The sequence below is a fragment of the Novosphingobium sp. MD-1 genome (assembly GCF_001014975.1).
Lineage (GTDB): Bacteria > Pseudomonadota > Alphaproteobacteria > Sphingomonadales > Sphingomonadaceae > Novosphingobium.
Map to the genome: position 1 here is coordinate 185,801 of NZ_BBXA01000031.1, position 23,428 is coordinate 209,228.

Consider the following 23,428-nt stretch of genomic DNA (forward strand, 5'->3'; position numbering starts at 1 on the left):
TCTACTCGCGCGACAGGGCTCGCCACAGGCACGTCCGCCCGCCGGTCATGCCTCCGACGATCCCGTTATGCTTGCTTTTCCACAGCGATTGGTCTAGGCGCGCGACCGTTCCAATGGTTCGCAAGCGCTTTTGGAATGTTCCCCGCGACATCCGGTCCGGGGGACGGTTCGGCCCTTAGCCCCGGATATGCTCCGGTGTGAAAGACCGGCGGACTCAACCGCCTGGCCGGAAAAACCGTAAGATTAGGACGTAACTGAATGGCCTCTACGGCAACTCCCACGCGCGACGATTTCGCCGCGCTGCTCGACGAATCGCTCGGCGCTGCCGGCAATGGCGGCTTTGAAGGCCGCGTCGTCAAGGGCACCGTCACCGCGATCGAAAACGACAAGGCCGTTATCGACGTCGGCCTCAAGAGCGAAGGCCGCGTCGCGCTGCGCGAATTCGCCGCCCCCGGCCAGGCCCATGGCCTGAAGGTCGGTGACGAAGTCGAAGTCTATGTCGACCGCGTCGAAAACGCCGACGGCGAAGCCATGCTGTCGCGCGACCGCGCCCGCCGCGAAGCCGCGTGGGACAAACTCGAATCCGAATTCGGCGAAGGCAAGCGCGTTGAAGGCGTGATCTTCGGCCGCGTGAAGGGCGGCTTTACCGTCGATCTCGACGGCGCCGTGGCCTTCCTGCCCGGCAGCCAGGTCGACATCCGCCCCGTGCGCGACGTCACCCCGCTGATGGACGTGCCGCAGCCGTTCCAGATCCTCAAGATGGACCGCCGCCGCGGCAATATCGTCGTCTCGCGCCGCGCGGTGCTGGAAGAAACCCGCGCCGAACAGCGTTCGGGCCTGATCCAGAACCTGAAGGAAGGCCAGATCATCGACGGCGTGGTCAAGAACATCACCGATTACGGTGCGTTCGTGGACCTCGGCGGCATCGACGGCCTGCTCCATGTCACCGACATGAGCTACAAGCGCGTCAACCACCCCAGCGAAGTGATCGCCATCGGCGATACCGTGCGCGTCCAGATCATCCGCATCAACCAGGATACGCAGCGCATCAGCCTGGGCATGAAGCAGCTTGAAAGCGATCCGTGGGATGGCGTTGCCGCCAAGTACCCGGTCGGCGCGAAGCTGCGCGGCACCGTCACCAACATCACCGAATACGGCGCGTTCGTGGAACTGGAAGCGGGCATCGAAGGCCTCGTCCACGTTTCGGAAATGTCGTGGACCAAGAAGAACGTCCACCCCGGCAAGATCGTTTCGACGAGCCAGGAAGTCGACGTCATGGTGCTGGAAGTCGACAGCGACAAGCGCCGCATCAGCCTGGGTCTCAAGCAGGCCCAGCAGAACCCGTGGGAAGCCTTTGCCGAAAAGCACCCGGTCGGTTCGACCGTGGAAGGCGAAGTCAAGAACGCGACCGAGTTCGGTCTGTTCATCGGCCTCGATGGCGACGTGGACGGCATGGTTCACATGTCGGACATCGCCTGGGGCATCTCGGGCGAAGACGCGCTGGCGCTGCACCGCAAGGGCGAGCAGGTTTCGGCCGTGGTTCTCGACGTCGATGTCGAGAAGGAACGCATCAGCCTGGGCATGAAGCAGCTTGAAAAGGGCGCTCCGGCCACCGGCGGCAACACCGGTTCGCTGCGCCGTGGCGAAGTCGTCACCGTCACCGTTCTGGAAGTCCGCGATGGCGGCCTCGAAGTGCAGGCTGGCGAAGACGGCTCGACCGGCTTCATCAAGCGTTCGGACCTCGGCCGCGACCGCGACGAACAGCGTCCGGACCGCTTCCAGGTCGGCCAGAAGCTCGATGCCATGGTCACCGGCTTCGATCGTTCGAAGAAGCCGAACTTCTCGGTCAAGGCCCGCCAGCTGGCCGAAGAGAAGGAAGCGGTCGAACAGTACGGTTCGTCGGATTCGGGTGCGTCGCTGGGCGACATCCTCGGCGAAGCGCTGAAGAACCGCAGCTAAGCAACGCTTAGAAGCAAGCAACCCAAAGGCCCGTCCGGAGCGATCCGGGCGGGCTTTTGCTTTGTGCGGCCGCAAAGGCTAGGGTTCCCGACGCCCCGCGACCGCGAGTGAGAGATGATGCCCCTCCAGATTCACCAGTTCCCCTGCCTGTCAGACAATTACGGCTATCTGCTGCACGATCCCGCCAGCGGCGAGACGGTGTGCATCGATACGCCGGAAGCCGACGTCTATCTGCGCGAGGCGGCGGCGCGGGGCTGGACGATCACCCAGATATGGAACACGCACTGGCATCCCGACCATGCCGGCGGCAACGAGGCCATCAAGGCGGCGACCGGCTGCACGATCACCGCGCCGGCGGGCGATGCGGCGAAGATCGCCGGCGTCGATCGCACGGTTGGCCAGGGCGACGTGGTGCGCCTCGGCGCGTGGGAGGCTTCGGTCATCGATGTGGGCGGCCACACCCTGGGCCATGTGGCCTATTACGTGCCCGGCGCACAGACCGCCTTCGTCGGCGATTCCCTGTTCGCGCTCGGCTGCGGGCGGATGTTCGAGGGGACGGCGCCACAATTCTGGGACAGTCTCTCGCGCCTGAAGACGCTGCCGCCCGAAACGGCAATCTGCTGCGCCCATGAATATACCGCCTCCAACGCCCGCTTCGCGCTCCATGCCGATCCGGACAACGCCGCACTGCGGGACTACGCCGCCGAGATCGAACGCCTCCGCGCCGATGGCTTGCCCACCGTACCCGCGCGGCTTGACCGGGAACTCGCCACCAATCCTTTCCTGCGCGCCGACGATCCCGCGGTGCAGGCCCGCTGGGGCGGCGAAGATGCAGTGACGACGTTCGCGGCGCTACGGACCGCGAAGGACACGTTCCGCTGACGGACGGCATGCAGGGGGGGCATACAGACGATGACCAGAACCGCGAAGCGTCCGCCGCGCATCACGTCGTTTGACGTCGCCGAAGCGGCGGGGGTCAGCCAGTCCACGGTCAGCCGCGCACTGGCGGGCGATCCCTCGATCAGCGAACCGACGCGGCTGCGCGTGGCCGAAGCCGCGCGCAAGCTGAACTACCAGGTGGACGAAAACGCCGCGCGCCTGCGCCGGGGCCGCACGGGGACGCTGGCGATCGTGCTGATCTGCCGGCCGGGGCAGGACCGGAAGGACATCAATCCATTCTACTATTCGCTGCTGGGCAGCGCCTGCGCCGCTGCTTCGGCGCGCGGCTATGAAGTGCTGGTGTCCTTCCAGGACGGGCCGGACAACTTCTGGGGCCACTATCAGGAACGGCGCAAGGCGGATGGCCTGATTGTGATCGGCACTACCTCCAACGCCGCCGCGTGGGATTATTTCGGCCAGCTGCCGGAAGGAACGCACTGGGTCTGCTGGGGCGCGCCGCGCGATGATTTCGCATGGGTGCGCAGCGATAACCTTTCGGGCGCCACGCTGGCGACGCGCCACATGCTGGTGCGCGATTATACCCGTATCGTCTGCATCGGCTCACTCACCTCGCCGCAGCGGCAGTTCATCGAACGCTACGAAGGCTATGCCCAGGCAATGGACAATGCCGGGCTGGAACCGCGCCTCGAACATATCGAAAGCGGCCTCCCGCGCGAAGAGCAGGGCCGGCGCGCCGCCGCCCGGCTGGTCGAATCCGGCGCGGCATTCGACGGCATCTTCGCGGTGTGCGACGAGATGGCGCTGGGCGCGCTGAAGGAACTGACCGCGCGCGGCGTGCGCGTGCCCGAAGACGTGGGCGTGGTGGGGTTCGACGGCATCCGCGCCGGGGCGTGGTCCTCACCCCCGCTCACCACGATCGAACCCGATTTCCAGACCGCCGGCACGCTGCTGGTCGATCGCCTGCTGGCGATGATCAATGGCGAGGAAGGTTCCGCGCGGCGCGTTCCCGTACGGCTCGTCGTGCGCGGCTCGACGCGGGCCTGACATCGTACTTGGCCGGAATAGAAAAGGCCCCTCCCGCGACCGGCGGAAGGAGCCTTTTCAAGCGTAAGGCTTCGAAGACCGAACTCAGTGCGTGGCGAGCCCCGCGATCGCGCTGTTCACCAATGCCTTGTCGGCGTCCGCGCCATGATGGCCAGCGATGAGCTGACCGGCGGCGGCGGCAGCGGCGGATGCGGCCCTGGCGCGCAGATCCTCCACCGCGGCGCGTTCAGCGGCAGCGATCTTGTCGGCCGCCATCTTCTCGCGCCGGGCGATCACATCGCGCGTATCGGCTTCGGCCTTGGCAACGATCGCCGTGGCTTCGTGGCGGGCGTGCTCCAGCATGGAGGCCGCGTCCTTTTCGGCATTGGCGATCTTGGCCGAATATTCGGCGCGCAGCGCTTCGGCTTCGGCGCGCAGCGCCTTGGCCTCGTCCAGCTGCTTGCGGATAGCGACGATCTGCTTGTCGAGACCGCCGACGATCAGGCCCGGCACCTTCTTCCACACGAGGATGAGAAGGAACACGAACATGGCCAGCGCCACGAACCATCCCGCGCCCAGACCGGCGACGGTCGGTTCTTCGCCATGCGCCTCGCCATGCGGCTGTTCGACGCCGGCGATCAGTTCGCCGTGCGCGGCTTCTGCATTAGCCATTGGCCAGCACTCCCTTCACCGCGCCCTGCGCCTGTTCGGCCGAAACCGAAAGGCCGGCAAGGCGGCTGACGATGTCCTGCGCGGCCGATGCGGCAACGCCTTCGATCTCAGTCAGCGCAGCGTCGCGCGCGGTGGCGATGCGGGCTTCGGCGGCCGAAACCGTCTGCTCGATCTTGCCGGAAGCGACATCGAGGCTCGCCTGCGTCGTGCTGGCGGCTTCGGCCTTGGCCGTAGCGATCAGCGCCTGCGCTTCGGCGCGCCGCTTGTTTTCCTGCACGCGCCATGCCTCTTCCTCGGCGTCGGCGGCAGCCCTTGCAGCCTCGGCGGCGGAAAGGTCATCGGCGATCTGCTTGTCGCGCTGGTCGACGGTCGCCATGACCTTGGGCACCATGCCGCGGCCGATGACGAAGAAGATCAGGCCGAAAAACACCAGCAGCCAGAAGACCTGGCTGGCATAGGTGGTGGCAAGCTGTGCGATTTGAGGCATCGGTCGGTCCGCGCATCATACGACCGGGGCGAACCCCGGTCGTTCCATCAACATTCGTTCGTAATGACTGACGTCGTCGCGATCAGGCGACGAAGATCAGGATCATGGCAACGACGAACGAAAGCAGGCCGAGAAGTTCCGCGGCGGCGAAGCCGATGAACAGGCGGCCCTGCTGGCCGTCAGCGGCACCGGGGTTGCGCAGCGCACCTTCGAGGAACTTGGCGAAGACGTTGCCCACGCCCAGCGATGCAAGGCCAGCACCGATGGCGGCAAGACCAGCGCCGAGAAGCTTCGCGCTCTGTGCGTCCATGATAAAAACTCCCTCTTTCAGATCCGTAGTGGAAAAGTTGCGCCTAAAATATTCGGCAAAACAACCGGGCAAAGGCCCGGCACGAAATTTCAAAACTCAGTGCAGGTTTTCCGCGTCGTTCAGATAAACGCAGGTCAGCAGGGCAAACACATAAGCCTGGATGCCCGCGACCAGCAGTTCCAGCGCGCAGATGCCGATCATCAGCAGAAAGCTGGGCAGCGCGGCGATGCCGAAGGTCAGCGCACCGGCGTTGGTGCCCGAAATGACGAAGCCCGACAGCACTTCGAGCAGCACGTGCCCGGCCATCATCGCGACGAAAAGACGCAGGCCGAGCGAGAACGGACGCACCATGAACGAGATCAGCTCGATCGGGAAAATGATCGGGATCATCAGGACCGGCGTACCGTGCGGCACGAACAGCGAGAAGAAGTGCAGGCCATGCTTGGCGAAGCCGACGATCAGCACGATCGAGAAGCTGAGAATCGCCAACACGCCGGTCACCGTGAAGTGGCTGGTGGCGGTGAACGGGTGCAGGCCGACCAACGCCAGCGGCAGCAGGCCCAGCAGGTTGGCGAACAGGATGAAGGTGAACAGCGAGAAGACGTAGGGCAGATACTTGCGACCGGCGGGGCCAATATTGGACTTCAGCAGGTTGTCGACAAAGCCGGTCAGCCCTTCCACCGCCATCTGCCAGCGGCCCGGAACCAGCTGACGCTTGGCGCCGCCACCGACGAACACCAGCAGCACGATGGCCGTGATCGCCATCCACAGCGCCGAATTGGTGAAAGCGATGTTGTAACCCGCGATGCTCCAGTGATCGGTGCCGAAAAGCGGCTCGATAGTGAACTGGTGAACCGGATCGACCTTGCCTTCGGCCACGCGCTTAACCCCGTCTCATCGCATATAACAACAGCGCCCCTTGTCAGGGACGCCGGCTCGAAATCCTGATGATATTGCGGAAGGCGACACCCACGCCCACGAACAACATCACCAACAGGCCCCAGGGCGACGTTCCCGCAAACTGGTCGATGACCCACCCCAGAAACGCGCCCCCCGCAAGCCCGCCGATGAGTTCGGCCAGCACCCGGTTCCCTTCGCGATAGCTCGCGTTGGATTCTTCGGGCGCCGGCTTCGCGATACGCTCGTCCTCCCGCTTGCGAGCAGCTTTCAGCCGCTGTTCAAGCGTATCGATCCGCGCATCCTCGCCGACAGGCTCCATCCCGGTTTGCTCGTCGCTCATGCCATTCTCCCAGCTGGGCATTCCCAGCACGAAAGCGTGACGTGCGCAACGGCTCCCCGCCGAGGGCGCCGTCCCCTTAGGCGGGGGGCATACGTGAGTCAACCGCCCCGCAACCGCTCTGACCAAGGTCTATGCATACGGTTGCACGGGGCCACCGCACAGAGCGGAATCCCGAGCCTGGAGAGCGTTCCCGGTCAGTCGGCCGGAAACAGCGCTGGAATCAGGGGCAGCGGGGATCGCGCATCGGCGGCGCGCCGGTGCGCGTCTGCCAGCTTCCGTCCGGCGCCTGGTACTTTTCGCCAGGCGTGGTCTGCGCCACCAGCAGGCAGCCGGAAGTGAGCGCGTATTCCTCCACCGTCGCGCCCTTGGCCTTGGCCTTGTCGGCATAGACCGCCTTGCGCTTGATGTTGATGTCCTCGATCACCGCGCGCAGCGCCGGGCTGGGCGTGGTGACATAGCCGAGATAACCGTCGGCCTTCTCGCCCACCTGCCCCGCTGCGCGCGCGGCGGCATAGGCAGGATCGCGCTGGGCCAACGCCGTGCCGGGCAGAGCGGCAGCCAGCGCAGCGCCTGCGAGGGCCGCGCCGAGCGAGATCGTGCGGAAACGGGATGCGATTGTGCGGGCCATGGTCAGAAAATCTCCGGATTCTTCTCGATCGTGCTGCCCGCGTCCGCCGCGAGCTTGTACACGACTTCCTGCTTGATGTTGATGTTCAGCTCGATGACGATGGGCTTGTCCGGCGCCTTCACCGAAATGCAGCCCGACAGCAGTGCCGTCATCACCGTTGCTCCCACCAGCGGCAGCACCCGCAGAAGGCGCTGCCCGATCCTGCCCCTGATCCCGTCGATCCGTTCATCCATGGACGAACGTTTCGCAGAGCGCGCAGGCAGGGTCAATTCGGAGCTTCTCATGGCAGGTTCCCGCTTTCTGGACGCTGAATGCCGGTGCCGGATACCGCCGGCCCGATGGTGCTGGAACCGGCACCGCCGGTCCCGGTATTGTTGGTAAGCCGCCGCACCGCCCGCCCCTGCGCGTCGACCAGCCCCAGCGTGCGCGGGTCCTGGACGTAGTTGGGGTCGTAGAGCGACTTGGCAGAGGTGACGAGCCGGTAGAACGGCGCGCGGATGTTGACGTTGAACTGGATCGGCAGGCCCGCGACCTGCCGCGTCAGGAAATTCTGGCGCGTGCCGATCCCCTGCTTGACGCCACCGAAGCGCACGTTGGTGACGATCTCGCCCGCGAGATCGCCCCGCATCCCGATCGTCATGGTCTTGTAGTCGATGGATTTCAGCGCCTCGAACGCGAAATTACCCATCGCCGACAGGTCCTTGTAAGTCAGCGCTCCGACGTAGGAGACGTTGCCGCCCGGCGCGCGCGAAACCAGGTTGCCCGCTTCGATGCGCCCGCCGTTGTCGTCGAACACCAGCGGCATCCGCCCGTCGAAGGTGCCGGTGGCCGCCAGGTTGCCCAGTTCCATGCGCTCGAGGAACTTCGCCGCGTCCAGCCCTTCGATCACCAGGGTATAGCGCCGTGTCTCGGCCACGCCCACGCGCATCACGGTGGGTTCGAGGCTCAGCTTGCCGCCGAGGAACGGCCAGGTCGCGCTGTGCAGCTTGAGCACCTGCCCCGGCTCCATCGCGAAGACGACGACGCCGTCATTCACTTCGATGCCTGGGTTGATCGCGGCCACCCGCAAGGTCTGGTTGGGCGCGGTGACCATGTTGAGCAGGTCGGTGAACTCGACCGTCCCCGCCAGCCCGCGCGCGGGTCCGAAGGCGGCGGCGAGATCCAGCCCGGTGCTGGAGAACCGGCCCGAACTGGTCACGCCGCGCGCGTTCCAGTCGATCCGGCCCCTGCCTGTCACCGTGCCTTCGACATTGGCGATCACGCCCAGCGCCATCCGCGTCAGCGCATCGGGCTGCATCGCCTTGTCGAAGCGCAGGCCATCGACCAGCAGGTCGGCATGGCCCGAACTGTCGGACAGATCGTGGCGAATCACCGCGCGCGTCACCGTACGGTCGGACTTGGGCTCGCGCAGCACCGCGTCCGCATCGATTCGATTGTCGTGCAGGGTCAGCGTCGCGTCGCGGGCTACCATCCGCTCGAAGCGGGTTGGCCTCAGGCGGTCGGTCAGGTCGAAGCGCGCACCCGAGAGCGTCAGCGTGCCATCGGCATAGCGCCAAGCCCCCGCCGCGTTGGTCAGGTCCATCGGCACCGCCGCCAGCCGCGCGTCCACGCCGCCGAACGTGCCGGCGAAGTCCTTGCCCGCCCGGGCCGTCACATCGGCGAGATGGAACCGCGTCGCCTCCTCAGGCGGCCCCAACGCGACATCGAGCGCGCGCGCCGTCACCGTTCCCGGCCAGGCGAAGCCGACCGGTCCCGACTGGATGCTCAGCGGCGTTTCGCCCAGCCTGCCGGTCAGGGCGAGCGCGGGCACGCCCAGCGCAACGCGCAAGCCCCCCGCCCCGTTGCGCACGATTGCGCCGCTGGACTGCGGGCAGACTGTTATCGCGCGGCCATCCAGCACCATTTCGCCCAGCGTCAGCCCGTCAAAACGCGGGGTGATGCAATGGCGATAGAGCGCCAGTTCGCCCCTGGCCGAAAAGGCGCCCTGCACGGGCAGTTCCAGATTGCGGGCCGATCCGCCCGGTATCGCCCCGGAAAGCCGGGCCGTGCCGGAAAAGCCCAGTGAACCGTCGGAAACCTGCGCCAGCGACATCTGCGGAATGGCCAGCGCGCCGCCGCCCGCGTGGTATTCGGCCATCGTCAGGCGGAACAGCGCGCCACCGGCCGCGCCGCGCTCCATCACACCCTCGATGCGGGGCAGTCCCACACCACCGGTGGCGAAGTTGCCGGCGATGCGCGGCAACCCTCGCGGTTCGCCGGTGACCTGAAAGCGCGACAGTTCCAGCAGTGAAGCGCCACTGCCCCCGCGCAACCGCGCTTCTGGCACCACGAACGACCACCGGTCGCCTTCCTGTCGATAGTGAAGCTGGCCAGCGATGCGGCTGCCGCGCTCCTCGCGCCGCAAAGCCTGCCGCACCTGCGCCACCATCGGCGCGATCAGCGTGCCAGTGGACGATGCCTCGGCCGAAGCGAGACCCGCGTCGAGCGCCGGCCCCTGACGCAAGCCCTTCCCGTCCACATTGCCGCGGAACTCCACGGTGCGAAAACCATCGCGCGTCCGCACCAGTCCGTCCAGCCCGAGCAGTGCAACCGTCGCGCCCGGAGCGTGAACCCCGCCGGCATTGCCCACGAGCCGCCCCGAAAGCATCCCGTTGCGATAGGCCATCGCCGCATCGAAGGTCAGCGCATCGGCCTGCGCCGATGGCAGGGCCAGCGCTCCGCTGCGCAGCTTGGCCTGCACGGTGGCGCCGGCGAAATCGCGATCCGCCCGCGCGTCGACCTGCACCGTGGCCGCGCCCAGGGCCGCGCCCTGCTCCACGCACTGTGCCCCCGCAAGCCGCAACGGACCCGAAAACCGCGGACGCTCGCCTTCGATTACCACCCGCCCGTAAAGGCTCGCACGGCCCAGCGCGCAGCCACCGATATGCGCTTCGGGCACAAGCGCCGCGATCGTTCCGGCAAACCCGTCGCGCAGCGCGCCGGCGCCGTCGGCTTTGAACGCCAGCCGGCCATAATCGCTGTCGATCAGCCCGCGGGCGTCCACCACCTGAAGATCATAATCGGGCAGCCGGAACGGTTCGCCGCTGGACGGACCGAACAACAGCTTGTCGAGCGCTCCGAAACTCAGCTTGTTGGCATGATGCCGGCCATAGAGCCGGGGGCGGATTAGCGTGATCCCGCCGATGCGCGCGCCGCGCAGGCCATAGGCCATGCGTACTTCCATCCGATCGACGGTCAAATCCGGCTTGCGCGGATCGCCGATCACGATGTTGCGCAGGACTTGCGTGCGACCGCCGATGGTCTCGATCTCGTATGTCGCGGGCAGGCCGGTCTGGGCAAGCTGGCTGGCGATCAAGCGGTCGGCAAGGGGTTCGCGCGCCAGCCAAAGGCCGCCTCCGGCCACACCGATGACGCCAAGCGTCGCCAGCGCCGCGCGGCGCAACCGCCGACGGCGCACCAGCGACGGCGCATAGCCGCCGTTCCCGGCCTCGCTCCCCATCCCGGAGCCATCGGCCGCAACGCCGTCCGCCAAATCGGTCCTATCCGCCATTCCGCCCCTTCTTGCGCACTGCCGCGGCTTAGGCAATGCACTGTTCCGGCCACAACGCCGCGAACAGCGAAAGGTGCCCGCGCGGACCCTTCATGAACGACGAACCCGGTCTCTTTGGTGAACAGGTGCCGGAACGGACCCGAAAGATGGTCCGGAGCGGCGATGATCACACTTCGGAAGACCGCGTGCGCGAAGCGGCGCATGATCCCAGCGGCCACCGCGCCCGGCTGCGTGAGCGTTTGCTGGAGGGGGGCGATGATGCGCTCGCCGATCACGAACTGGTTGAATACCTGCTGATGGCGGCGATCCCCCGGCGTGACGTTAAGCCCCTCGCGAGGATGCTGCTCAAGCGGTTCGGTTCGCTCGCCGCCGTGTTCAACGCCGATCCCCGCGCCTTGCAGGCTACGCCCGGCGTCGGGGAAACCGCCGCCGCCGCGCTCCGCATAGCCGGCATCGCGGCGCGGCGCATGGCGCGGAAGCAGGTGCAGGAGCAGCCCGTGCTGGGAAGCTGGCAGGCCCTGCTGGACTATCTGCATATCGACATGGCGCATCTACGGCGCGAACGGGTCCGCGCGCTCTATCTCGATACGCGCAACCGCCTGATCCTCGATGACCTTGTCAGCGAAGGCACCATCGACGAGGCCGCGATCCATCCGCGCGAGATTATCCACAAGGCGCTGGACATCGGCGCGGCCGCGCTGATCCTCGTCCACAACCACCCCTCCGGCTCGCCGCAGCCGAGCCGGGCCGACATCCAGATCACCCAGCGTGTGATCGAGGCTTCGCGGCTGCTGGGCATCGTGGTCCACGATCACGTGATCGTGGGGCGCGAAGGGCATGTTTCGCTGAAGGCAAAAGGGTTGATCTGAACGCCCGCATCGACTGCCGCCGGCCATGTACGCCTGATGGCGTATAACGCTTCGGAGCAAATTCGGTCATTTTGAACCAGATACTTTGTATCGCGGGGACAAGATGAACGGAATTCGGGTAGGCAAAAGGATCATCGGAGCGGACTCTCCGGTAACCATCGGCTGGGAAAACATCCCCCGCGTGGAGGGAGGTCCGGCAAAGCAGTTCATCTTCACCTGGTTTCAGCCTGCCATGCTGCTCGCGCTGCTGGCGTTCTGGTACTACGCGCCCAATTCCATCGCCAAGGCATCGACCGCCATCGGCATCGGAATCGGCTTCAAGGTGCTGCTGCTGGGGCTGGAATGGGTGAACCCGCGCTACCGCAGCTGGCAGCTCACCTGGAAGGAACTCACCACCGACTTGTTCTACGTCGGGCTGGGCTACACCATCCTGCGCATCGTCGACAGCTACATCGGCAGCGACGTGATGGCCAAGGGCATCCAGCACGCGTTCCACTGGGACAAGTTCACGTGGTTCGTCGGGCTGCCCCTGCTGGTGCAGGCGTTCCTGATCTCGTTTCTGTTCGATTTCGGGCAATACTGGATGCATCGCGGGATGCATAACTGGTATCCGCTGTGGCTGACCCACGCCCCGCATCACTACATTACGCAGCTGAACATCAACAAGGGCGCGGTCGGCAACCCGGTGGAGCTGTTCCTGATCGGCCTGGGCGTCGGCGGGTTCTTCGATTTCCTGCCGCGCGCCTTCCTTCTCGCCGGCTCGTTCGGCATGGCGGTCAGTACCTACCAACACATCAACGTGCGCTTCAACACGCCCGCCTGGTGGCGCTTCATCTTCAACACCACCGAGCACCACAGCTTGCACCACTCGCGCGACTACGAAGCGAGCCGCAGCAACTATTCGGGCACCTGGATCTTCATCGATCGCATCTTCGGCACCTGCGTAGACGGTGAAGCGGAACTGCTGGGCATGGAGGGCGGCCGCCGGATGTCGATCGTCGAACAGATGCACTATCCGTTCACGGAAGCCTGGAAGACGCTGAAGGCGAAGTTCGGGCGCGGCCGGTTCGACACGCCCGAAAGCGCGGTGCCAGCCGAATGACCGGAATGACCGCCCAGCCGATCTGGCACGAAACCGTCATCCCCGAAGGCCCACGCGTAAATATGCGCTATATCGACTGGATTTGGCACGTGCGCGGCAGCGTGCCGCTGCCCGAAGGCCAGACTGCCGGCGAGGCGCTGGACAGGATCGAACCCGTGTTCGACGAAGTGGGCACGGCGCACGTCCGCTCCGACGCAGCGCTCAGCTTCACCAAGAAGAATCCTGCATCGCAAGACCCGCTGTCCGTATTCGAACGCGGCGTTCTGCGCGTTGAAGGGACCGCGCCAGAAGGCAGACTGCGCTATCATCTGGTCAGCCGCGCCCTGCTGGCGTGCTTCCTGGCGCCGCTGCTGTTTCTCGGCTTTGCGCAGTTGACCATCCTGGTCAACGCGTACCAGAAGCCGGCGGCGGAAGCGGCGGCCAAGAAGCCCGATGCCAAGAAGGCGGACGCTCCGCCAATGCATCCGATCGACAAGGCGCTTGGCGCCCCCGAACCGGAAAAGCCCGGCAAGAATGGAGCGGAGGGCGGCAAGCGCAATAGAAAGCCTACCCCGACTCCGGCCTATGTCTTTGCCGGCATTTTCGCCGCGCTCTATGTCGGCGGCCGCATCCTGGAAGACCGGCTGGTCAAGCGGCTTTTCCGAAAGCGCCTGTTGCAGGCGTAGATTGCCCGCTCCAATGCGAAGATCATGATGCCGCGGCCAGGGCCGGGATGAACGACGACGCGCGCACCCCGGCCCGATGCCTGCTTACATGCCGTCGAGGCCCTTGCTGACCAGAACGTTCACCGCCACGCGGCGGTTCTGCGCCTTGCCCTCGATGGTATCGTTGCTGGCGGCCGGATCGGCTTCCGCCATGCCGGTGGGAGTCAGCATCCGATAGGGCTTCCAGTGGCAGACCTGCTGAAGATAGTTCACCACGTTGCCGGCCCGCTTTTCGCTGAGGCGCTGGTTCAGTTCCTGGCTGCCCGTCGAGTCCGTGTAGCCCACCACCAGCAGCAGCGCGTTGTCCATGCCTTCGGCCGAGGACGCCGCCGAGCACAGATCGGCCTTGGCCTGATCTGACAGGACCGCCTTTCCGGTATCGAAGTTCACGTTCGTCGTGCTCTTCACGTTGTACTGGTCGATGTCCGCCATGCGGCTGCGCAGCGCCTCGGTCGCGGCGGCCTGTTCGGTAAAGCGCTGGTCGGTGCCGTTGTGGATCATCGACGCGACCTTGAGATCCTTGCTCTTCAGGTCGATCTGGCTGGCTACGAGTTCACCGCCCGATTGCAGCGTCTTCACCGAAACAGGCAGGCCGTTGAGCAGCGAGGTTGCGGCCAGGGTGCTGCGGTTCATGCTGAGGAAGCCGCCGCTGGCGCGAATGCGGGTGGCATCGTTGATGGCGACAACGGACTTGGTGCCATCGGCGGACGTGACCTGCATCCTGTCACCCTTGCGCGCCGAAATGATGCCTTCGATATCCGGCCCCTTGGTCGCCGGTGCAGCCGGAGTGGTATCGGTTACGCTGCCCGTGATCCCGGAATCGGGCGTCTCCTGCGGCTGCGCGGATACGACGCCGGGCACCGGCAAGGCCGCCACGGCCAACAGCGCGAACGCGCCGGTCTTCTTGGAAACAACACGCATCAAGCAACTCCTTCAAACCTGAAACCTGCCAACATGAAAACTGCTAAAGCGCCGATGTGAACATTTCCTGTTGTGCAAGGTTCCGGCCGGAACCTTGGGCATGGGCATGTACCGGGCGTTTTATGCGATGAATTGCATGGAGCGGGCGCCTTTTCCGCAAAATCGGCTCACTCATGTTAGCTTTCGGGCACTTTCCCGCTTCCCGGCACCGCCACTCTCCCACCACGCTTGGCCATCGCGATGCCAGGTGAAGTGCCGCCCGCTCCCAACAATCGTGCCCAGCCCTTGCCATCCGCGCCCCCTCCTCCTAGCGGCGTGGCCAAACGTATCTGACGGAGTCGAACATGGTCCCCCGCTACGCCCGCCCCGCGATGACCGCGATCTGGGAACCCGAAGCCCGCTACCGCATCTGGTTCGAGATCGAGGCCCACGCCACCGAGAAGCTGGGTCAACTGGGCGTGGTTCCGGCCAGCGGCGCGAAGGCGCTGTGGGACTGGTGGGCGACCAACCCCGCCATCGACGTGGCCGCGATCGACGCGATCGAGGCCGTCACCAAGCATGACGTGATTGCCTTCCTGGACTGGGTGGCCCAGCAGGTCGGCCCCGAAGCGCGCTTCATGCACCAGGGCATGACCAGCTCGGACGTGCTCGATACCACGCTGGCCGTCCAGCTCGCCCGCGCGGCCGACATCCTGCTGGAAGACATCGACGCGCTGCTCGCCGCGATCAAGCGCCGCGCCTATGAGCACAAGTACACGCCCACCATCGGCCGCAGCCACGGCATCCACGCCGAACCGACCACGTTCGGCAAGAAGCTGGCCGAAGCCTACGCCGAATTCAGCCGTTGCCGCACGCGCCTGGTCAACGCACGCGCCGAAGTGGCCACCTGCGCCATTTCCGGAGCGGTCGGCACGTTCGCCAACATCGATCCCTCGGTGGAGGAATACGTCGCCGACCAGCTTGGCCTTGCTGTCGAACCGGTTTCGACGCAGGTGATCCCGCGTGATCGCCACGCGATGTTCTTCGCCACGCTGGGCGTGATCGCCTCGTCGATCGAGCGGCTCGCCGTCGAAGTCCGTCATTTGCAGCGGACCGAAGTGCTGGAAGCGGAGGAATATTTCTCGCCGGGCCAGAAGGGTTCGTCGGCCATGCCGCACAAGCGCAACCCGGTGCTGACCGAGAACCTGACCGGTCTTGCCCGCATGGTCCGCTCGGCCGTTACGCCCGCGCTGGAAAACGTGGCGCTGTGGCACGAGCGCGACATCTCGCACTCCTCGGTCGAACGCTTCATCGGCCCGGACGCCACGATTACGCTCGATTTCGCGCTGGCGCGGCTGACCAGCGTGGTCGACAAGCTGGTGGTCTATCCGGAGCGGATGCAGAAGAACCTCGACCGGATGGGCGGGCTGGTCCATTCCCAGCGGGTGCTGCTGGCCCTGACGCAGGCGGGGGTCACCCGCGACAACGCCTATCGCCTGGTCCAGCGCAACGCGATGAAGGTGTGGGAATCGGACGGACAGCTTTCGCTGCTGGAACTGCTGAAGGCCGATCCGGAAGTGACCGCCGCCCTCCCGGCGCGGGAACTGGAAGAGAAGTTCAACCTCGATTACCACTTCAAGGCGATCGACACGATCTTCGCACGGGTGTTCGGCGAATAAGCGGAGACTCGCGCGAAAGGGAAAAGCGGGTTACGGCCTGTTGAGCAACGCGGCCAGACGGCCGGATGTCCGGGGGAACAAAGGCAATGCGGATTGTTCGCACGATCTTCTGGACCGCGGTCGTCGTGGTGCTCGGTCTCTTTTCCGTCGCCAACTGGCAACCGGTGGAAGTGCGCATCTGGGAAGGGCTGGTGCTGGAAACACGCCTGCCCGCGCTGGTGATCTCCGCCTTCCTGCTGGGCCTGGTGCCGATGTGGGCCTTGTACCGTGCCACGCGCTGGCGGTTGGGGCGGCGCATCACCAACCTCGAATCCCTGCTTGCCGCGCAAAATCCCTCGCCGCCTCTGGCGACCTCCACGCAGCTCGAAGCCGCGTCCACCCCCGATAGTTCAAGAGCGTGACCCCCGTGAGCAATCCGATCTACCTCGCCCTCGACCTGCCCCGCCTCGATGCCGCGATCGCCCTTGCGCAAAAGGTGCGGGGCCATGTCGGCGGGCTGAAGCTGGGCCTCGAATTCTTCTGCGCGCACGGGCATCACGGGGTGCATGAAGTCGCCCGGATCGGCCTGCCGATCTTCCTCGACCTGAAGCTGCATGATATTCCCAACACCGTGGCCGGCGCGATGCAGTCGATCCACGTTCTCGAACCCGCGATCGTCACCGTCCATGCCTCGGGCGGACGGGCGATGATGGAAGACGCCAAGGCCGCCGCCGGCGAAAACTGCAAGGTCGTGGCGGTTACCGTGCTCACAAGCCTCGACGATGCCGATCTCGCGCGCGTGGGCGTGGGCGGGTCGGCGCACGACCAGGTGCTGCGGCTGGCCGATCTGGCACAGGAAGCCGGCATCGACGGCATCGTCTGTTCCGGACACGAGGTCGCCGCGGTGCACAAGCGCTGGAAGAACGGCTTCTTCGTCGTGCCCGGCCTGCGCCCCGCCGATGGCCACCTGGGCGACCAGAAGCGCGCGGTCACCCCGCGCCAGGCGCGCGATGCCGGCGCCAGCGTGCTGGTGATCGGACGCCCGATCAGCCGCGCCGAAGACCCGGTCATGGCCGCGCGCGCGATCGAGGCCACGCTCTAGGCGGCGCGGACTGATTTGATAACGAAACCCCGCTCCTCCTGAGCTGAGCTTGTTGAAGGACGCGCGGATGTGGGGATTGGAGTGACATTCCGCTAGCCGCGTCCTGCTGGGCAATCAGGGCTTTCCGGACAAGACGCGATTGCAGCCGATACGTGTTACTGCCAACTGGCGCCCCACCGAATGCGGAACTTCCGACGCAAGTATCAGCAGTCGCCTAGTGTGGATCGTCTCGGCACAGAATAACGGTATTGCGCACATCCACGTCGGCTCGCTCTCCTGCGGCCATTGTCACACTTGCCTCAAAGCGCCTCGTCTTGATTTCAAACGTTGCCGGCCCCTCAAGGTGGCAAGTGGCCCCCTTCGGCGTGATATCACATGCCTTCTCTAGGCGGACAAACTCGGCGGCATTTGTCTTGTCCAACGGCGAGACGGATACACGTGTGATCGCAGCGCCGCCAAAAAGGTGCATACCCACGCTGGCAGTGTCGGTTTTCCAAACGACCGCGCCACTTTTCGGATCGGCGGGCACAGGGTGCAGCCTTATTTGTGGCGCCAGGTGCTGGCAAAAGCTTTGGTTTGCCTCTTGCCCAACCGCAGGCACCGAGATCGCACCGAAAGCGATCGAAAGAAGGCGAAGGCGCATCGTCATGCCGAATGACTAACACGTTACCTGCAGTTGCCAAGGCCGATTTGCCCGATCCGCGCGACATGGACTCAGACCTAATAATCAGCCCCTCGCCCGAACCGGCATATGCCGTCACACCACCTTTCCTGCCGCTTGGCCGGATTTCCGGCCAACTGACGGCGGAGACCGGAATTTGTCCCCACAACCCGCGCCCGGAACCACTTTCCTTCCTGAACGGTTTCCGTTGCAACGGTTCATCACGCCGTAACCTCGCTTCGTCCAGATCGCGCAACAGAGTGCAACAGGAGACCGCCCCCATGAAACGTGCCCTTCTTTCCGTCGCTGCGGCGGCCGCTTTCGCGCCGCTGGCGATGATGGCCACTCCGGCGATCGCGCAGGCCGCGCTTTCCACCGCGCCGGTCGTGGCGGCGGGCAACAGCGTGCTGACCATATCGGCCGAAGGGAAGACCACGCGCACGCCCGACCTCGCGGTGTTCAACGCGGGCGTGACCACGCAGGGCAAGACCGCCGGCGAGGCGCTGAGCGAAAACGGCGCCAAGATGAACGCGGTGATCGCCGCGCTGAAGCGCACCGGCATCGCCGACCGCGACATCCAGACCAGCAACCTTTCGGTGAACCCGGTCTATGGCCAGCCCAAGCGCCTCCCCGACGGTTCGATCGAGCAGCAGGAACCGGTCATCGTCGGCTATCAGGCGACCAATCAGGTCTCCGTGCGCCAGCGCAAGATCGACCAGTACGGCAAGGTGATCGATACGCTGGTGGCGGCAGGCGCCAACCAGGTCAACGGCCCGTCGTTCCAGCTCGACAACGCCGATGCGGCGACCGACGAAGCCCGCGTCGACGCGATGAAGAAGGCCCGCGCCCGCGCCGATCTCTATGCCCGCGCCGCCGGCCTGCGCGTGGTGCGCGTGCTGACGATCAGCGAAAGCGGCGGCTGGTCGCCGCCCGCGCCGGTCCTCTATGCCCGCGCCGACAAGATGATGGCCATGGCCGCGCCCAGCCCGGTTGCCGCCGGTGAACTGGACGTGGGCGCCAGCGTTACCGTCACCTACGAACTCGCCCCCTGATCGGCAGTTTGACGAAGCGGCCGGGCATGGCCTAACGCACGGCCATGCCCGGCCCTTCCATCAAGATCTGCGGAATCACGACGCCGCAAGCGCTCTCCGCCACGATCAAGGCCCGCGCCGAATACGTCGGGTTCAACTTCTATCCGCCATCGCCGCGTTTCCTGGCCTTCGCGCAAGCCCCCGCGCTGGCGGAGCAGGCCCAGGGCAGGGTCACGCGCGTTGGCGTGTTCGTCGATGCCGACGATGCCTTCCTTGCAGAAGCCGTCGCGGCGGCACGGCTCGATGCCATCCAGCTTCATGGCCACGAAGCGCCCGATCGCGCGGCGCAGGTCCGCGCGCGGTTCGGCCTGCCGGTGTGGAAAGTGCTGTCCGTCGCCACGGCTGCCGATGTGGCGCGCGCCGGTGCCTACGCCGGCACGGCCGACTTCATCCTGTTCGATGCCAAGACGCCCAAAGGCGCGGACCTGCCCGGCGGACTGGGGCTGGCGTTCGACTGGACGCTGCTGGCCGGCTATCGCGGGGCGCTGCCGTGGGGCCTTGCCGGCGGGCTGTCGCCGGACAACGTGGCCGAGGCGATCCGCATGACCGGGGCGCCGATGGTCGATGTCTCGTCCGGCGTGGAAAGCGCGCCCGGGGTGAAGGACGAACAGCGCATCGCCTTGTTCTGTTACGCCGCCCGCGCGGGCTGATCGCTCCACCGAAACAGAAAAAGGGCGGCTTCCCGAAGGAAAGCCGCCCCGAAGCCATGCCACGCCTTCAGGCGTGGCCGGATCGCGTGGCTGACGCGATCAGAACTTCACGCCCACGCCGGCCACGACCGCGTTGGCATCGTTGAAGCCGTTGCGGCCGAAGTAGTGGCGATATTCCACCTTGCCATAGAGGTTCCCCATGAAGCCGCGCTCATAGCCAGCGCCGAGATGCCACGATCCTTCGCACAGGCTGCACGGTTCGGTGGTGTAACCGCCAGTGCCGTAAAGCTTCGAGCCGGCGAGCTTGGCGCCCAGGCGGCCGGTGAAGCCCCACGCAACCTTGGTGCCCGAAGTGAGAATCTTGTCACCCGAGACTTCAAGGCCGGAAAACGCGGCCGGCCCCAGATCGAAATCGTAGCCGGCGGCGACACCGGCCGTGCCCTTCGTCGCGCCGTCCGTCCAGTAGACGCCCGCGCGCGTTTCGACGCGGACTTCGTTGGCAAGTGCCGGCGTCGCCGCGACCAGCGAGGCGGCGAGCGAAAGAAGAACAATACGCATAGTAAACTCCTGACTTGAACGCCCCTTCTTTGCTTTATGGGGGCGACGGGCAGTTAATTTTCAATCATATATGTCACAATACCGAAAACATTCATTCAGCCAAAACCTTCATATAAGTGACATCATTGCCACACATTTACCGGTATGCGTGTAACGAATATTTTCAGCATCGTTTCCGAATATAAAAATAAAAAGGCGGCCTCTTTCGAGACCGCCTTCACGACGTTGCAGCGCCTCTCTAGCGACTGCATCTTTCCGCAAGATGAACGTCAGCACAAAATCGTGCAATCCGACGCGCACGCCGTCCAAATCCACAAACGGCCAGGAGCTGTCCTTGCCCCGTGGTGAAACGCGCACGCGCGAGGGACGCGAATCTGGACAAGCCGCGCGGCCTCTGCCAATCGCGGCGCATGAGCGCAGAACCGACAGGGGCCACCCCCAACAGCTTTCGCAGCCAGCCCGACGATCGCGGCCATTTCGGCCAGTTCGGCGGGCGCTATGTTGCCGAAACGCTGATGCCGCTGATCCTCGATCTCGAACAGGAATACCGCAGGGCCAAGGCCGACCCCGCATTCCAGGCCGAGTTCGACGACCTGCTCGAACACTATGTCGGCCGCCCGAGCCCGCTCTATTTCGCGCCCCGGCTGACCGAGGAACTGGGCGGCGCGCAAGTCTGGTTCAAGCGCGACGAGCTGAACCACACAGGCGCGCACAAGATCAACAACTGCATCGGCCAGATCCTGCTGGCCATGCGCATGGGCAAGACGCGGATCATCGCCGAGACCGGCGCAGGCCAGCACGGCGTTGCGACCGCGACGGTCTGCGCGCGCTTCGGCCTGCCCTGCGTGATCTTCATGGGCGCGACGGACGTAGAGCGGCAGAAGCCGAACGTGTTCCGCATGAAGCTGCTGGGCGCGGAAGTCGTGCCGGTCACGGCCGGCGCGGGTACGCTCAAGGATGCCATGAACGAAGCGCTGCGCGACTGGGTCGCGAACGTGAACAACACGTTCTACATCATCGGCACCGCCGCCGGGCCGCACCCCTATCCGGAACTCGTCCGCGATTTCCAGAGCGTGATCGGCAAGGAAGCCCGCGCGCAGATGCTGTCCCGCATCGGCCGCCTGCCCGATCTGCTGGTCGCCGCCATCGGTGGCGGATCGAACGCGATCGGCCTGTTCCACCCGTTTCTCGATGATACCAGCGTCAGGATGCTGGGCGTGGAAGCGGCAGGCCATGGGCTGGACAAGGAACATGCAGCCTCGCTCGCGGGCGGGCGCCCCGGCATTCTCCACGGCAACAAGACCTACCTGCTGCAGGACGAAGACGGCCAGATCACCGAAGGCCACTCGATTTCGGCGGGCCTCGATTATCCCGGCATCGGGCCGGAACATGCGTGGCTCAAGGAGATCGGCCGCGTCGACTATACCTCGGTGACGGACACGGAGGCGCTCGATGGCTTCCAGCTGCTCTGCCGCACCGAAGGCATCATCCCGGCGCTCGAACCCGCCCACGCCATCGCGGCGGTGAAGAAGGTCGCGCCGACGATGGGCAAGGACCAGATCATCCTCGCCAACCTGTGTGGGCGGGGGGACAAGGACATCTTCTCCGTCGCCGAACATCTGGGGGTGTCGCTGTGACCCGCCTCGCCTCCGCCTTCGCCAAGGGCCGGCCCGCCCTCGTCACCTTCGTCACGGGCGGCGATCCGACGCCTGACGCCACCGCCTCCATCCTCGACGCGCTGGTCGAAGGCGGGGCGGACGTGATCGAGCTGGGCATGCCGTTCACCGATCCGATGGCCGATGGTCCGGCGATCCAGCTGGCGAACCTGCGCTCGCTCGGCGCTGGCACCAAGACCGCCGACATCCTGCGCATCGCCGCCGCGTTCCGCGCGCGCCATCCCGAGGTGCCGCTGGTGCTGATGGGCTATGCCAACCCGATGACCGTGCGCGGGGCCGACTGGTTCGCCGCCGAATGCGTGAACGCGGGCATTGATGGCGTGATCTGCGTGGACATTCCGCCAGAGGAAGATCCCGAACTGGGGCCGGCGCTGCGCAATGCCGGCGTTTCGCTGATCCGCCTGGCTACGCCTACCACCGACGCTGCGCGCCTGCCTGCCGTGCTGGAAGGGTCTTCGGGCTTTCTCTATTACGTCTCGGTCGCCGGCATCACCGGGATGCAGCAGGCGGTGCAGGCCTCGATCGACGAAGCCGTCGCCCGGATCAAGGCTTCCGCCACAATCCCGGTTGCCGTCGGCTTCGGCGTGCGCACGCCCGAACAGGCTGCGGCCATCGCCAGGGTGGCCGATGGCGTCGTCGTGGGATCGGCGCTGGTCGATCTCGTCGCCAAACATGGCGCGGACGCGGCGGGGCCGGTGAAGGAACTCACCGCCGCGCTCGCCGCCGCCGTCCACTCTGCCCGCAAGGAAATCGCATGAGCTGGCTCAACCGCGTTCGCAACGCCCTGCCCTTCACACCGAAGCGGGACACGCCCGACAACCTCTGGATCAAGTGTCCTTCGTGCAGCGAGATGCTGTTCACCAAGGACTATGAGGACAACCTTTCCGTCTGCCCGCATTGCGATCATCACGGCCGCATCGGCGCCGACGCGCGGTTCGCGCAACTGCTCGATCCGGGCTTCGAGCTTCTTCCCGCCCCAAAGGTGAAGGAAGACCCGCTGAAGTTCCGCGACAGCAAGAAGTACACCGATCGCATCAAGGCGGCCAAGGCCGCCAACCCGCACCCGGACGCGCTGACCAATGCCGCCGGTACGATCGACGGGCACAAGGCCGTGGTCGGCGTGCAGGAATTCGCGTTCATGGGCGGATCGATGGGCATGGCCGTGGGCAACGCCTTCATCGCGGGGATCGAGCGCGCTATCGCGGAGAAGTGTCCCTATATCGCGGTGACCGCCGCTGGCGGCGCGCGGATGCAGGAGGGCATTCTCAGCCTGATGCAGATGCCGCGCAGCACCGTGGCCATCGCCAAACTTCACGCGGCGGGCCTGCCCTATGTCGTGCTGCTGACCGATCCCACCACCGGCGGCGTCACTGCCAGCTATGCCATGCTGGGCGATGTGCAGATCGCCGAACCCGGCGCGCTGATCGGGTTTGCCGGCCAGCGCGTGATTCAGGACACCATTCGCGAAAAGCTGCCCGAAGGCTTCCAGCGCGCGGAATACCTTCACGCCCACGGGATGCTCGACATGGTGGTCCACCGCCGCGACATGAAGGCAACTCTGGCGCAAGTGATCGACTACCTCACGGCCGCAAAAGCCGCGTGACCGCCTCTCCCCTCCCGTATGCGGGAGGGGCCGGGGGTGGGTCCGACACACGCGGCACCCGGCCCCGCCCACCCCAAACCCCTCC

At 65.7% G+C, this 23,428-nt stretch carries 26 protein-coding genes; 14 read left to right on the forward strand and 12 right to left on the reverse strand.

Annotated features, from left to right (window positions below):
• Positions 1-258 precede the first annotated feature (258 nt).
• The 3 genes from rpsA (at position 259) to NMD1_RS16765 (ending at position 3,903) form a co-directional block, all read left to right on the forward strand.
• Positions 259-1,959 carry a 30S ribosomal protein S1 gene (gene rpsA, locus NMD1_RS16755; protein WP_124807296.1) on the forward strand — a complete coding sequence of 567 codons (1,701 nt, stop codon included), beginning with the start codon at positions 259-261 and terminating at the stop codon, positions 1,957-1,959.
• Positions 1,960-2,076: 117 nt separating this feature from the next.
• Entirely contained in the window at positions 2,077-2,841 is a 765-nt protein-coding gene (gloB, locus tag NMD1_RS16760) for a hydroxyacylglutathione hydrolase (protein ID WP_125955853.1), read from the forward strand.
• 30 nt (positions 2,842-2,871) lie between these two features.
• Positions 2,872-3,903, forward strand: a complete 1,032-nt coding sequence (locus NMD1_RS16765) for a LacI family DNA-binding transcriptional regulator (protein ID WP_125955730.1) — start codon at positions 2,872-2,874, stop codon at positions 3,901-3,903.
• A gap of 84 nt (positions 3,904-3,987) precedes the next feature.
• Here the strand turns inward: NMD1_RS16765 and NMD1_RS16770 are convergent, their stop codons facing one another.
• The 8 genes from NMD1_RS16770 to NMD1_RS16805 form a co-directional block, all read right to left on the reverse strand.
• Positions 3,988-4,554 carry a hypothetical protein gene (locus NMD1_RS16770; protein WP_125955733.1) on the reverse strand — a complete coding sequence of 189 codons (567 nt, stop codon included), beginning with the start codon at positions 4,552-4,554 and terminating at the stop codon, positions 3,988-3,990.
• Positions 4,547-5,041 (reverse strand): ATPase, encoded by a 495-nt coding sequence (locus NMD1_RS16775; protein WP_124807293.1) that lies wholly within the window; start codon positions 5,039-5,041, stop codon positions 4,547-4,549. The genes NMD1_RS16770 and NMD1_RS16775 overlap by 8 nt, the downstream gene beginning before the upstream one ends.
• A gap of 82 nt (positions 5,042-5,123) precedes the next feature.
• The gene (locus NMD1_RS16780; RefSeq protein ID WP_022677864.1) at positions 5,124-5,351 is read right to left on the reverse strand and encodes a F0F1 ATP synthase subunit C; all 228 of its coding nucleotides are present in this window, start codon (positions 5,349-5,351) and stop codon (positions 5,124-5,126) included.
• Between the two features lie 96 nt (positions 5,352-5,447).
• The gene (locus NMD1_RS16785; RefSeq protein WP_124807292.1) at positions 5,448-6,230 is read right to left on the reverse strand and encodes a F0F1 ATP synthase subunit A; all 783 of its coding nucleotides are present in this window, start codon (positions 6,228-6,230) and stop codon (positions 5,448-5,450) included.
• Between the two features lie 43 nt (positions 6,231-6,273).
• Positions 6,274-6,591, reverse strand: coding sequence for an AtpZ/AtpI family protein (locus tag NMD1_RS16790; RefSeq protein WP_124807291.1), 318 nt, complete (start codon positions 6,589-6,591; stop codon positions 6,274-6,276).
• A gap of 220 nt (positions 6,592-6,811) precedes the next feature.
• Complete coding sequence (locus tag NMD1_RS16795; protein ID WP_125955735.1) at positions 6,812-7,219, reverse strand: YdbL family protein; 408 nt, start codon at positions 7,217-7,219, stop codon at positions 6,812-6,814.
• Between the two features lie 2 nt (positions 7,220-7,221).
• Positions 7,222-7,452, reverse strand: coding sequence for a YnbE family lipoprotein (locus tag NMD1_RS16800; protein WP_124807643.1), 231 nt, complete (start codon positions 7,450-7,452; stop codon positions 7,222-7,224).
• 47 nt (positions 7,453-7,499) lie between these two features.
• Positions 7,500-10,769: a YdbH domain-containing protein gene (locus NMD1_RS16805; RefSeq protein WP_125955738.1), complete on the reverse strand. Its 3,270-nt coding sequence runs from the start codon at positions 10,767-10,769 to the stop codon at positions 7,500-7,502.
• A gap of 92 nt (positions 10,770-10,861) precedes the next feature.
• Between NMD1_RS16805 and radC the strand changes: the two genes are divergently transcribed.
• The 3 genes from radC (at position 10,862) to NMD1_RS16820 (ending at position 13,405) form a co-directional block, all read left to right on the forward strand.
• Positions 10,862-11,638 (forward strand): DNA repair protein RadC, encoded by a 777-nt coding sequence (radC, locus tag NMD1_RS16810; RefSeq protein WP_125955740.1) that lies wholly within the window; start codon positions 10,862-10,864, stop codon positions 11,636-11,638.
• A 103-nt stretch (positions 11,639-11,741) separates the two neighbouring features.
• Complete coding sequence (locus NMD1_RS16815) at positions 11,742-12,740, forward strand: sterol desaturase family protein (protein ID WP_125955742.1); 999 nt, start codon at positions 11,742-11,744, stop codon at positions 12,738-12,740.
• Positions 12,737-13,405, forward strand: a complete 669-nt coding sequence (locus tag NMD1_RS16820; protein WP_233497732.1) for a hypothetical protein — start codon at positions 12,737-12,739, stop codon at positions 13,403-13,405. Before NMD1_RS16815 ends, NMD1_RS16820 begins: the two co-directional genes overlap by 4 nt.
• Positions 13,406-13,489: 84 nt before the next feature.
• On the opposite strand, the gene NMD1_RS16825 is transcribed toward NMD1_RS16820, so the two are convergent.
• Complete coding sequence (locus tag NMD1_RS16825; RefSeq protein WP_124808636.1) at positions 13,490-14,365, reverse strand: OmpA family protein; 876 nt, start codon at positions 14,363-14,365, stop codon at positions 13,490-13,492.
• A 344-nt stretch (positions 14,366-14,709) separates the two neighbouring features.
• On the opposite strand from NMD1_RS16825, the gene purB reads away from it, so the two are divergent.
• The 3 genes from purB to pyrF all read left to right on the forward strand — a co-directional run bounded on the left by purB (position 14,710) and on the right by pyrF (position 17,104).
• Positions 14,710-16,023 carry an adenylosuccinate lyase gene (gene purB / locus NMD1_RS16830; protein ID WP_125955744.1) on the forward strand — a complete coding sequence of 438 codons (1,314 nt, stop codon included), beginning with the start codon at positions 14,710-14,712 and terminating at the stop codon, positions 16,021-16,023.
• An 86-nt stretch (positions 16,024-16,109) separates the two neighbouring features.
• A complete protein-coding gene (locus tag NMD1_RS16835; protein ID WP_124808638.1) occupies positions 16,110-16,424 on the forward strand; it encodes a DUF1049 domain-containing protein in 315 nt (104 codons plus the stop codon).
• Between the two features lie 5 nt (positions 16,425-16,429).
• Entirely contained in the window at positions 16,430-17,104 is a 675-nt protein-coding gene (gene pyrF, locus NMD1_RS16840) for an orotidine-5'-phosphate decarboxylase (RefSeq protein WP_125955746.1), read from the forward strand.
• A gap of 214 nt (positions 17,105-17,318) precedes the next feature.
• Here the strand turns inward: pyrF and NMD1_RS16845 are convergent, their stop codons facing one another.
• On the reverse strand, positions 17,319-17,753 hold the full coding sequence (locus tag NMD1_RS16845) for a hypothetical protein (protein WP_125955749.1): 435 nt from the start codon (positions 17,751-17,753) through the stop codon (positions 17,319-17,321).
• A gap of 293 nt (positions 17,754-18,046) precedes the next feature.
• Here NMD1_RS16845 and NMD1_RS16850 point away from each other — a divergent pair, with 293 nt between their 5' ends.
• Both NMD1_RS16850 and NMD1_RS16855 read left to right on the forward strand, forming a co-directional pair.
• Positions 18,047-18,817: an SIMPL domain-containing protein gene (locus tag NMD1_RS16850; RefSeq protein ID WP_125955752.1), complete on the forward strand. Its 771-nt coding sequence runs from the start codon at positions 18,047-18,049 to the stop codon at positions 18,815-18,817.
• A gap of 44 nt (positions 18,818-18,861) precedes the next feature.
• On the forward strand, positions 18,862-19,506 hold the full coding sequence (locus NMD1_RS16855) for a phosphoribosylanthranilate isomerase (RefSeq protein ID WP_125955754.1): 645 nt from the start codon (positions 18,862-18,864) through the stop codon (positions 19,504-19,506).
• 99 nt (positions 19,507-19,605) lie between these two features.
• Here NMD1_RS16855 and NMD1_RS16860 read toward each other — a convergent pair whose 3' ends face one another.
• Both NMD1_RS16860 and NMD1_RS21595 read right to left on the reverse strand, forming a co-directional pair.
• Positions 19,606-20,064 carry an outer membrane protein gene (locus tag NMD1_RS16860; RefSeq protein ID WP_124808642.1) on the reverse strand — a complete coding sequence of 153 codons (459 nt, stop codon included), beginning with the start codon at positions 20,062-20,064 and terminating at the stop codon, positions 19,606-19,608.
• A gap of 108 nt (positions 20,065-20,172) precedes the next feature.
• The gene (locus NMD1_RS21595) at positions 20,173-20,379 is read right to left on the reverse strand and encodes a hypothetical protein (RefSeq protein WP_147457757.1); all 207 of its coding nucleotides are present in this window, start codon (positions 20,377-20,379) and stop codon (positions 20,173-20,175) included.
• A 95-nt stretch (positions 20,380-20,474) separates the two neighbouring features.
• On the opposite strand from NMD1_RS21595, the gene trpB reads away from it, so the two are divergent.
• From trpB to accD, 3 genes are read left to right on the forward strand one after another with little or no spacing between them, the layout of a single operon-like run.
• Positions 20,475-21,701: a tryptophan synthase subunit beta gene (trpB, locus tag NMD1_RS16865; RefSeq protein ID WP_125955756.1), complete on the forward strand. Its 1,227-nt coding sequence runs from the start codon at positions 20,475-20,477 to the stop codon at positions 21,699-21,701.
• Positions 21,698-22,498, forward strand: a complete 801-nt coding sequence (gene trpA, locus NMD1_RS16870; RefSeq protein WP_125955759.1) for a tryptophan synthase subunit alpha — start codon at positions 21,698-21,700, stop codon at positions 22,496-22,498. The genes trpB and trpA overlap by 4 nt, the downstream gene beginning before the upstream one ends.
• Entirely contained in the window at positions 22,495-23,343 is an 849-nt protein-coding gene (gene accD, locus NMD1_RS16875; protein ID WP_125955761.1) for an acetyl-CoA carboxylase, carboxyltransferase subunit beta, read from the forward strand. Before trpA ends, accD begins: the two co-directional genes overlap by 4 nt.
• Positions 23,344-23,428 lie beyond the last annotated feature (85 nt).